This is a genomic window from Kribbella sp. (assembly GCF_035687465.1).
Classification (GTDB): domain Bacteria; phylum Actinomycetota; class Actinomycetes; order Propionibacteriales; family Kribbellaceae; genus Kribbella.
On record NZ_DASRXP010000259.1, the window covers coordinates 1 to 10856 of the forward strand.

Genomic DNA, 10856 nt, shown 5'->3' on the forward strand with positions numbered 1-10856 from the left:
CAGGCACGTCTACGCTGGTTCCGAAGGTCCGGATCCGGCCTTCCTCCGCCAACTGATCGAGCACCTCGACCACCGGCGCCGCCTCTGCAGCCGTCGCTACTCCACCGTGCATCTGGTAGAGGTCGATCGACTCGACGCCGAGCCGTCGCAGACTGTTATCGCAGGCCTGGCGGATGTAGGCCGGGCTGATGTCCTGACCACCGCCGGTCCGGGCTACCTCGTCGAACACGTTCCCGAACTTGGTCGCGACCACGATCTCGTCGCGGACTCCGGCCGGCAACTGGGCCAGCGCCCGGCCGAGCACGCTTTCACTGTGGCCGGTGCCGTACACGTCCGCGGTGTCGAAGAGCCGGACGCCCGCCGCGACGGAGGCGTGGATCATCCGGATGCTCTCGTCGTCGTCCACCGCACCCCAGCCCGCCGGGCGGCCGTCGAAGATCCAGGGTCCGCCGATAGCCCAGGTGCCGATCCCGAGCGCGCTCGTCTGGCGATCCGGACCGAGTTGGCGCTTCATCATTTCGCTGTCTCCACTCTCTGAAATCTGTTGGCAGTTCAGAGCCTGCTACCTGGAGTGCACTACAGATCAAGGCCTACGGGGAATCAGTCGGCCTTGGCGTCGTACTGGCGGAAGGGCTTCGAGGCGGCGGTGAGCGCGAGGACGCCCAGCACGCAGGCGGCGCCTCCGGCGATGATGCTGGCGACCGGACCGAACAGACCCGCGATCCCGCCCGCGCGGACATTGCCGAGGTTGGGGCCGCCGAGGCCGACGATGAAGTCGAGACCGTTCAGCCGGCCGCGCAACTCGTCGGGCGTCTTGGTCTGCAGGATGGTCGCCCGGAAAACGGTCGTGACGATGTCCGCCGCACCGGCCAGCGCGAGCAGGATCATCGCCAGCCAGAGCCAACGGGTCAACCCGACGCTGCCGATCGCCGCGCCCCAGACCGCGACAGCGATCAGTATCGCCCGCCCTTGGTGCCGGATCCGCCCGAGTGGTCCCGACAGCACTGCGGAGACCAGCCCGCCCACACCGATGGCGGCGAACAGGTAGCCAACCGTCTGCGGTCCACCGCCGAAGTGTGTGGCCGCGAGCGCCGGGAACAGCGCTGTCGGTATCGCCAACACGGTCGCGTTGAGGTCGATCAGGAAGATCATCCCGATCAGCTTGTGGCCGGCCGCGTACTTCAGTCCCTCGATCACCGACCGCAGCCCGACCCCGGATCCGCCGCCTTCCGGTGGCATCGGGGGCAGCCGTCGGACGCTGTAGAGCACGGCCACGAACGTCAACGCATCCACGGCGTACGCCGCTTCGAGCCCGACAGCGGCGATCAGTACTCCGGCGAGGATGGGCGCAGCGATGATCGCCACCTGCATGGACAACTGGGTCAACGCGGCCGCGGCAGGAAGGCGTTCGAGCGGCAGGACGCGGGGGATGAAGGTCCGCCGGGCCGGGGTGTCGACCGAGGACAGGGCGGCCGCGATTGCCGTGAGCAAGTACAGCAGCCAGACCTGACGCCAGTCCAGCAAGGCCTGCAGGGCGAAGACGAGTGACACCACCATCAGCCCCGAGCCGGTGAACAGCACCAGCAGGCGACGGTCCACGGCGTCCGCGACCGAGCCGCCGAACAACCCGAGCAGCAAGGTCGGCACCAGGCTCGCCAGACTCACCGCGCCGACGGCGACCGAGGAACTGGTCAGGTCGTAGATCTGGATCGCGACCGCGACCATCGTCATCACGCTGCCGATCGACGACAGCGCCTGCCCGGCCCAGAGCCAGCGGAACTCGACCGACTCCCGCAAGGGGCTCACATCTGCGAACAACCCCCGGGTTCCAGGCACAAGGAGCCATTCTGGATGGCGCAGCCCCGAGCGATCAAACGGATTAGCTCAGCTGGGGTTGCGGTGGATGGTGTAGTCGGACTGGATGAAGCCGGCGCCGAGGGTGCGGGTGGCGTTGTGGTTCAGGGCGATGTCGTGGTCGAGTTCGCCGAACAGCGGGATGCCGGTGCCGAGCAGGACCGGGATGACGGTGATGGTGAGCTCGTTCAACAGGCCGGCCCGCAGGAACGTCTGGATGATCCGGCCGCCGTCGGTGTAGATCCGCTTCGCGCCGCGGTCGTTGAGCGTCTGCACCAGGCCGTCGAGGGTGCGGTGCACGATGATGCGCTCGTCCGCGTCCGGCGCCAGGGTGGTGCTGAGGACCTCGACCTGCTTGCCGTCGTACGGCCAGAAGTCGAAGCCGAGCACGGTCTGGTAGGTCTTACGGCCCAGGACGACGGTGTCGATCGCCGCCATGAACTCGTCGTACCCGGTGTCGCCGGCGTTGTCTCCCCGGCTGGTCAACCAGTCGATCGAGCCGTCGGGCCGGGCGATGAATCCGTCGAGGCTGGTCGCGATGAAGACTGCGGCATGGAAGCTCATGGTTTGTCCATTTATACAGCCGCCCTCCACAAGTCGCTCGGAGGCACACCTCAGCGGGGTGGGCCGACAGTGCCTTCGAGGGAGTGCGCACACGGCAGCAGGATCTGCCGGTCGTAGTCGCCGTCCGGATCGGTCAGCAGGTTGGTCAGCAGCCGGACGGCGCGCCGGCCCATCGCGTTCCGCGGGATCTGCAGGGTCGCCAAGGAGGCCGGGCCGAGGTCGTTCGCCGCGTCGTCGACCAGCAGGACCACGGACAGATCACCCGGAATCGCCAGCCCGCGCAGCCGTGCCATCGCCAGCAGGATCCGGAGCAGGCTGACGGACTCGACCAGCACCACCGTCGTACCGGCGGTGAGCGCCTCGTCGAGCCACCCGGTCGTCAGCCCCGACGGGTGGTCGAAGATAGGCTTCGGCACCGGCAGATCGAACCGCTCCAGCGCTCCGGCGAATCCGGTCCACCGATCGACCTGCGGCTCGTCCCGCGTCTCCTCCCCGAGGTAGGCGAAGGTGCGATGCCCGAGTGCGACCAGGTCGTCGACGATCTGACCAGTGGCTGTCCGGTAGTCACCACCGACGTAGCTGATCTCAGCCCCCGGCACCTCGCGATGGCCGACATAGACGAACGGATAGCCCTCGGCTGCCAAGCGAGCCAGATCGTCGCGATCGGCGTGATGACCGAGCAGGAGGCTGCCGGCCGCTTGCTGAAGTCCGTTGGTGTCGTCCCGGTAGATCCGCCGGACGCCCTCGTCGTTCGGTGAGGCGGTGAACAGGACAAGGTTGCAGCCCTCGGCCGCGGCCTGTTCCTCGATCCCGCGAAGGAACTCGAAGTAGTAGTCCCGCGAACTGGTCGGGAAGATCGGCTCGAACGTGTGCACCCCGAGCAGATGCGGGGTCGCCCGCACGGCCGCACGACGCTGGCCGGTCGGCTCGTACTGCAGTCGGCGGGCCGCGCTCAGCACGCGGCGCTGGGTGTCGACCGAGATCCGGCCGAGGTCGGCGGTCCCGTTCATCACCATCGACACCGTCGACTGGGACACCCCGGCGGCTCTGGCGACATCGGCCTGCCGGGACGCGCTCTTCCGCGAGGTACTCACGCAGCCTCCCCACGTGGCCAGTCGAGGATGGAGCCCGAGTCGCTCAGGTCGCCACGCAGTACGTCGTACTCCAGGTCCTGGACCGCCACCCGGGACTCGATCGCGTGGACGGCCGCGCAGCCGGCGGCCTCGCCGACGGCCAGGAAGACCGGCTCCATCCGGACCGAGGAGAACGCAACGTGCGAGGCGGACACGGCCGCCGCGACCAGCAGGTTCTCGCACTCGCCTGCCCGCGGCACGATCGACCGGTACGAGACCCCGAACGGCTGCGCGAGCGGCGCCTGGACGTTGCCCTCGTTAACCGGTACGCCGTCGACCAGCACCCGCTTGGCGTTGTGCGAATCCATCACGTACGACGCCAGCGCCACCGGATCCGGTACTGCGCTCCGCCCACTCGCCTCGTGCTGAGTGATCACATGCCCGGCAACCATCCGCCGACCCTCGCGGATGTAGAGCTGATGTGGCCAGTGCGAGGTGTTGCCGAACTCCCCCGGAGCCAACCCGAACGCACCCGTCGCCTCCCGGATCTCCGCAGGCAGGCCGGGATCCGTGGCCAGGTAGTGCAGCAGACCGGCCTGGTAGCGGACGTGGTCCTGGAAGATCTCCTCCCGGCGGGCATAACCGGCCTCGGGCCAGTCGTCACTCGCCCCGATGTGGTCGGAGGAGAAGGCTCCGTGGTTGTTCATGTCGAACACAGTGCCATGCACGGGGGTGGTCCGTCCGTACAACTCGTAGACCCCCGCCTCGAGGTAGCGCCGCAGCAGTTCGTACCGCGACGCGTCGTACCCCTCGGGCCTCGGGAACGGCAGCCGCCGAGGGCTGTTCGTGACATGCAGCCGGAAGTTGTACGCCTGCAGGCGGCGATCCCCGGACCCGATCGCACCATGCGGATCAGGCGAGATCCCCGGCAGCAAACCGCTCTCCGGTCGCCCCGGTACGACGTACGGGTCGACCGGCCGCTGGAACTGATGGTTGGTACTGCGCTGAACCCCCGCGAGTGGTTCCCCGTACTGCGTACTCGGCTCCCGGCCAACTGCGTAGGAAACCCCAGCCGCGGCCAGCAGATCGCCTTCGTACGAAGCGTCGACGTACATCGTGGCCTGGTAGCTGCTGCCGTCATCCGTGGTCAGCTCGACGATCCGGCCGGCCTCGACCATCACCTCCCGCAGATGCCGCCGATAGCGAACCTGTACTTCGGCTTCGTCCAACCAGCGAAGGAAGATCTCCTCGGCGACATGGGCCTCCACACTCCAGTGCGGGTCGCTCGCCCGGTAGACCGCGGCGACTTCCCGGTAGAAGGCCCGGGCAAGTCCACCGACCGCGGTCGGATTGCCGACATCGGTGGTCCCGAGGCCTGAGGCACTCATCCCACCGACGTGGTCGTCGAAGGCCAGCAACATCACGTCCAATCCGGCTCGGGCGGCACGAAGCGCAGCCGCCACACCGCCAGAGCTGGCGCCGTAGACCACCAGATCGACTTGCAGCCGATCGGCGGGCTCACTCGCGGAGGGGAGCTGGTAATAGCGCAGACCCGGAAGCGCAGCTGTCATGGGAACTGTCTACTGCTAATAATCAGCAAATACAACAGGCCAGTGAAAGGCGGGTTAAAACCCAACGGTTGCAGGCTATTGACACACCCTGGTCACTCGTCTGTACCGTGATCGACATCTCAACAAGACGCACGTCGAAGGCGTCGCGCTAATCTATTAGCAGATGTGAGGCATGGTTGTGAGAGATCTGACTACCGACCTGCTCGTGGTGGGCGGCGGCCTGGGTGGGGTGGCGGCGGCGCTGACCGCGGCCAAGCTCGGACACCGGGTGCTGCTGACCGAGGAGACGGACTGGCTCGGCGGTCAGCTGACCGCGCAGGCCGTGCCGTCCGACGAGCACCCCTGGATCGAGACCGAGCACATCTCGTCCGGCTACCGCGAGCTCCGGACCAGGGTGCGCGACTACTACCGGCGCAACTACCCGCTCCGGCCCGGTCCGAAGGCCGAGCCCAAGCTCAATCCCGGTCTGGGGAACGTCAGCAGGCTCTGCCACGAACCACGCGTCGGCGTCGCCGTCATCGACGAACTGCTCGCGCCGTACCTCTCGGCCGGCCGCATCACGGTCCTCGTAGAGCACGTACCGGTTGCCGCCGCGACCGACGGCGACCGCGTCACCTCGGTGACGCTGGAGAGCACCCGGACCGGCGAGCAGGTCGAGATCACCGCGCCCCTGGTCGTGGACGCGACAGAACTGGGCGACCTGCTCGAGCTCGCGGGCGTCGAGCACGTGATCGGTGCGGAGGCGCAGAGCGAGACCGGTGAGCAGTTCGCCGCCGAGGTCGCCGATCCGTACGACCAGCAGGCGATCACCTGGTGCTTCCCGCTGGAATACCGGCCGGGGGAGGACCACGTGATCGACAAGCCGGCCTCGTACGACCACTGGAAGACCCACGTCGATCCGTTCTGGCCGAGTCCGCAGCTGTCCTGGAAGAAGATCGACATCCGCACGATGTCCGGTAAGGAGAACCGGATCTTCGAGGTCGACATGGATCTCCCGCTGGCCGCCGACCTCTGGCACTTCCGCCGGATCCGCGCCCGCAGCCAGTTCGACCCCGCGGTGATCGACACCGACATCTCGTTGGTGAACTGGCCGAACATCGACTACTGGGAAGCCGCGCTGATCGGCCCCGGGATCGACGAGCAGGCCCGGCAGCGAGCCCTGCAGCGGTGTCGCGAGTTGTCCCTGTCCTACCTGTACTGGATGCAGACCGAGGCTGCCCGCCACGACGGCGGCCACGGTTATCCGGGGCTCCGCCTGCGCCCGGACCTGACCGGAACCACGGACGGTCTGGCGAAGTCGGCGTACATCCGGGAAGCGCGCAGGATCCGGGCCAGGTTCACGATCCTGGAGCAGCACATCGCCGTGGTGGATCGGCCGGAGGGAGCGGGCGCGCAGTACTTCGCCGACAGCGTCGGGGTCGGCCACTACAACATCGATCTGCATCCGAGCACCGCCGGCGTCAACTACGTCAACCTCGAGGTGTACCCGTTCCAATTGCCACTCGGCGCTCTAGTCCCGCAGCGGATGCGCAATCTGCTTCCTGCCAACAAGAACATCGGCACCACGCACCTGACCAACGGTTGCTACCGCTTGCATCCGGTCGAGTGGAGCATCGGTGAGGCCGTCGGTGCGCTCGCAGCCCATTGCCTCACCAACAACACTGAGCCCCATGCGGTCGCTGACTCACAGCAGCAGACCGAGGATCTCCAACGCCTGCTGACCGGCACCCTCGGAGTCCCGGTCCGCTGGCCCGACGAGATCGCACGCACCAGGCCCTCGCAGGCCGCAAGCCCGACGCCGATCCACGCGGCGCCCGAGCCGCGAGTGAAGGCGAGCTGACTGATGACCACCGACGACTACGACGTCATCATCTACGGCGCGACCCTTGCCGGGATCATGGCGGCGCTCCGGCTCAAGCAGCGCGGCTACCACAGCCTGGTGCTGGAACCGACCGGCCACGTCGGCGGCATCGTTGCCGGCGGCCTGGTGAAGAGCGACACCCCGAACACCCTGCCGGCCCTCGCCGGCCTGAGCGCCAGGTTCTTCCAGGAGATCGGCGCCGAGTACGGCCTGGACGGACCCGAGTACCGCTTCGAGCCGAAGGTCGCGGCAAGAGTGGCACAGCGGCTCCTCGACGAGGCCGGCGCAGAGGTCTTGGTGAAGGAACGGATCACCGGTCCCGCCGATGTCGAAGTCAGGGGCGGCCGCATCCAGGGGATCCGCACCAGCCAGGGCTGGCGAAGAGCACGGGCCTTCGTCGACGCGTCGTACGAGGGCGATCTGCTGGCCGCGGCCGGCGTCCCGTACGCCGTGGGTCGCGAACCGGCGAGCCAGTACGACGAACCGCTCGGCGGATTCCTGCCAAACCGGGCATTCCGGCGGCCGGGATTCCGGCCGAACACCCTCTACCCGATCAAGCCCGTACCGCGGCTCGCGGCAGGCGAGGGCGACCAGAAGGTGCAGGCGTACAACTTCCGCGGCGTACTCGACAAGGGTCCGGACCGGATGCCGTTCCCGAAGCCTGACGACTACGATCCCAAGCTCTACACGTATCTCGGCCAGTTGCTCGAGCAACGTCAGCTCCCCGGTCTGTCCTCGATCGTCACGCACACTGCGCTGCTGCCGAACACGAAGTACCAGACCAACCAGGCCTTGTTCATCGGCTTCGACCTGCCCGGTGCGTCGTGGGACTACCCCGACGGTAGTTGGGAACGGCGCGACGAGGTGATCGCCGAGCACGTTCGCTGGCATCAGGGCATGCTCTACTGGCTCGCCAACGATCCGTCCTTGCCCGAGTCCTTCCGGGAAGACGCGCGGCAGTTCGGTCTGCCACCCGACGAGTTCATCGACAGCCCTTACGGACAAGGGTTTCCGCACGCGCTCTACATTCGTGAGGCGCGCCGGATGGTCGGTCAGACAGTGCTCACCCAGCACGACCTACGGCGTCCGGGCAACACCAAGGACACCGCGGTCTGCTGCTGGAACTACGGCGTCGACTGCCACATCGTGCAGTACTACGCGGAAGGCGACGACACCATCGTCGGCGAAGGAACGGTCACCGGCACCGAGAAGAACGGCCCGGTCGACCTGTACCAAATGCCCGCCGAATGCCTGTTCCCGGCAGAAGGCGGGATCGAGAATCTGGTCGTGCCGATCTGCTTCTCCGCCAGTCATGTCGGGTATCTCTCGGCCCGGATGGAACCGAACTACGGGATGCTCGGCGAGGCCGGCGGTGAACTGCTGGCCCAGGCGTTGCGGACCGGCCGGCCCGTGCAGGAGTACGACTACCCGGCTCTGGCGACCGCCCTCACGGAGTACGGAAGCGTGCTGTCGCTGCCCGAGCTCCACCAATCGACGATGTGACAGGAGACAGGCCATGCGGTCCACCGACGTCAGCAGGCGGCACTTCCTCAGGATGACCGGCGGTGCGGGGCTGCTCGCGATGACGTCCGGCACCGTACTGGCAGGCTGTGGTGGATCCTCCGATCCCGGCAGCGTGAAGGCGACGGCCGACGTGACCGCGCCCGACTACGTCCCGTACGGGCTGGTCAAACCAGACCTGGCGGCGACGGCCGACGGCGTGATGGCCGGCTACTTCAAGTACCCGCGTCAGTTGATCGACGCCTACAAGGACAAGCCGGGCGCTGGTGCGGGTGACGTCAGCATCCTGACGAACATGTTCAACCCGGCACCTCCGGGTGTCGGCAGCAACGCGTACTGGAAGGCGCTGAACGACCGGATCGGCGCGAACCTCGACATCACGATGACGCCGGCCGCCGACTATGTGAGCAAGCTTTCCACCGTGATCGCGGGCGGTGACCTGCCCGACCTGATGCTGATCGCGGCGAAGTTGCCGAACCGGGCGGAGATGCTGACCCGGTTGTGCGCCGACCTCACGGAGTTCGTGTCCGGCAAGGCGATCCGGGACTACCCGTTCCTCGCGAACCTGCCGACGGACTCCTGGCTGCCGGCCATGTACAAGGGCGGCATCTACGCCCTGCCGATCTCCCGGTCGGTGATCGGCACGATCATGTTCAGCCGCCAGGACCTGATCACCGCGCGCAGCCTGAACCCGGCGCCGGTCAGCTTCGCCGAGTTCAGCGAGGTGGCCCGCGGGCTCACCGACGCGAAGGCGAACAAGTGGGCGTTCGGCAGTCCCAAGGGCGTCATCACCTTCATCGGCAACATGCTCGGCGTACCGAACGTGTGGAAGAAGGACGGGGACAGCTTCGTCTCCGAACTGGAGGTCCCGGAGCGGAAGGAAGCCGTCGCCCGCACCGCCGAGCTGGTCAAGCAAGGGGTGTTCCACCCGGACGCGATCGGCGGCAAGCTGCAACTGCGCGACCTGTTCGGCAACGGCACCATCGCGCTCAACTCCGACGGCTACGCGGCCTGGGACATCCTCGCCGACACCTACCCGGTCGAGGTCGGTGCGATGGCCGTACCGGGCTTCGACGGCGGTAAGCCCGTCCAGCGCGAGGGCACCGCGATCTTCGCGCTGACCGCCTTCAAGAAGGCCGATCCGGACCGGATCAAGCAACTCCTCCGGATCTGCGACTGGCTGGCCGCACCCCTCGGCACCAGCGAGTACATGTTCCGCCGCTTCGGCGTGGAGGGCACCGACTACACCTGGAAGGGCGACGTACCGGAGCGGACCGGCGTGGGGGAGACCCAGGTCAAGCTCCCGCTCGAGTACGTCGCGGACGCGCCGCACGTGCTCGGCCCGTCGACCGAGCAGCGGGTCAAGGCGCAACGGGCGTACCAGGAGAAGATCGTGCCGAACCTGCTGGCCAACCCCGCGGCCGCCCTGTACTCCGCGACGTCGATCAGCAAGGCGGACGAGCTCGACAAGCTGATCAACGCCGCCGAGCTCGACATCGTGTCCGGGCGCAAGCCGATCGACAGCTGGGACGAAGCCGTGGCGAACTGGCGACGCCGCGGCGGCGACCAGATCCGCAAGGAACTAGCCGGCTAGTGGTCACCGTGCTGCCGCGTCGAGCGCGGCCCTCGTCGAAGGCGGCTGATCCACCGGTTGCCGGTGGCAAACAGCAGTCGTCGGCGCAGCGGTTCTGGCGGGACCGGTTCCTGCTCCTGATCGGCCTGCCGGGGATCGTGCTGCTGATCCTCTTCCACTACGTGCCGCTGCTCGGCAACGTGATCGCCTTCAAGGACTACCAGCCCTATCTGACCATCCCCGAATCACCGTGGGTCGGCCTCGACAACTTCCGGATCGTCATCGATGGCGATCCCGAGTTCGTCAACGCGCTCGTCAACACCCTGGTGATCTCGTTCGTCCAGCTGGTACTGGTCTTCCCGGTGCCGATCGGGCTGGCGCTGCTGCTCAACTCGCTGATGAGCGAGCGGCTGAAGCGGATCGCCCAGTCGGTGCTCTATCTGCCGCACTTCATGTCCTGGGTGATCGTGGTCGCGATCTTCCAGCACATGCTCGGCAACGCCGGCCTCTACAACACCTGGGCCCGCGTGCACGACCTGCCGCTGCTCAGCATCATCGGCAACCCCGACCTCTTCATTCCGCTGATCACCTCGCAGGTGATCTGGAAGGACGCCGGCTGGGGCACGATCATCTTCCTGGCGGCGATGTCGCGGGTCGACACCCAGCTCTACGAATCGGTCGCCGTCGACGGTGGCGGCCGGATGCGGCAGCTGTGGCACGTCACTCTGCCGACCATCCGGCCGGTGATCGTGTTGTTGCTCATCCTCCGGCTCGGCGACGTGCTGTCCGTCGGATTCGAGCAGATCTTCCTGCAACAAGGGCCGGTCGGGCTCGACGCG

Annotated in this window: 9 protein-coding genes; 4 read left to right on the top strand and 5 right to left on the bottom strand. The window is 67.3% G+C overall.

The annotated features are described in order from the left end of the window. The 5 genes from VFG33_RS12945 to VFG33_RS12965 all read right to left on the bottom strand — a co-directional run. Positions 1-517: aldo/keto reductase (locus VFG33_RS12945; RefSeq protein ID WP_325025933.1), on the bottom strand; the 517-nt coding region annotated here is incomplete at its 3' end. Positions 518-600: 83 nt separating this feature from the next. Then, entirely contained in the window at positions 601-1836 is a 1236-nt protein-coding gene (locus VFG33_RS12950; RefSeq protein WP_325025935.1) for an MFS transporter, read from the bottom strand. Between the two features lie 48 nt (positions 1837-1884). Continuing rightward, positions 1885-2418 (bottom strand): dihydrofolate reductase family protein, encoded by a 534-nt coding sequence (locus VFG33_RS12955; RefSeq protein WP_325025937.1) that lies wholly within the window; start codon positions 2416-2418, stop codon positions 1885-1887. A gap of 50 nt (positions 2419-2468) precedes the next feature. Next, a complete protein-coding gene (locus tag VFG33_RS12960; protein WP_325025939.1) occupies positions 2469-3512 on the bottom strand; it encodes a LacI family DNA-binding transcriptional regulator in 1044 nt (347 codons plus the stop codon). Next, the gene (locus VFG33_RS12965) at positions 3509-5062 is read right to left on the bottom strand and encodes an FAD-dependent oxidoreductase (RefSeq protein ID WP_325025941.1); all 1554 of its coding nucleotides are present in this window, start codon (positions 5060-5062) and stop codon (positions 3509-3511) included. Before VFG33_RS12965 ends, VFG33_RS12960 begins: the two co-directional genes overlap by 4 nt. Positions 5063-5234: 172 nt before the next feature. Between VFG33_RS12965 and VFG33_RS12970 the strand changes: the two genes are divergently transcribed. The 4 genes from VFG33_RS12970 to VFG33_RS12985 all read left to right on the top strand — a co-directional run. Further along, on the top strand, positions 5235-6902 hold the full coding sequence (locus tag VFG33_RS12970) for an FAD-dependent oxidoreductase (protein WP_325025943.1): 1668 nt from the start codon (positions 5235-5237) through the stop codon (positions 6900-6902). Between the two features lie 3 nt (positions 6903-6905). Next, positions 6906-8426, top strand: a complete 1521-nt coding sequence (locus VFG33_RS12975; protein WP_325025945.1) for an FAD-dependent oxidoreductase — start codon at positions 6906-6908, stop codon at positions 8424-8426. Positions 8427-8439: 13 nt separating this feature from the next. Further along, positions 8440-10038, top strand: coding sequence for an extracellular solute-binding protein (locus VFG33_RS12980; RefSeq protein ID WP_325025946.1), 1599 nt, complete (start codon positions 8440-8442; stop codon positions 10036-10038). After that, on the top strand, positions 10038-10856 hold an 819-nt coding region (locus VFG33_RS12985; RefSeq protein ID WP_325025947.1), incomplete at its 3' end, for an ABC transporter permease subunit. The genes VFG33_RS12980 and VFG33_RS12985, both read left to right, overlap by 1 nt.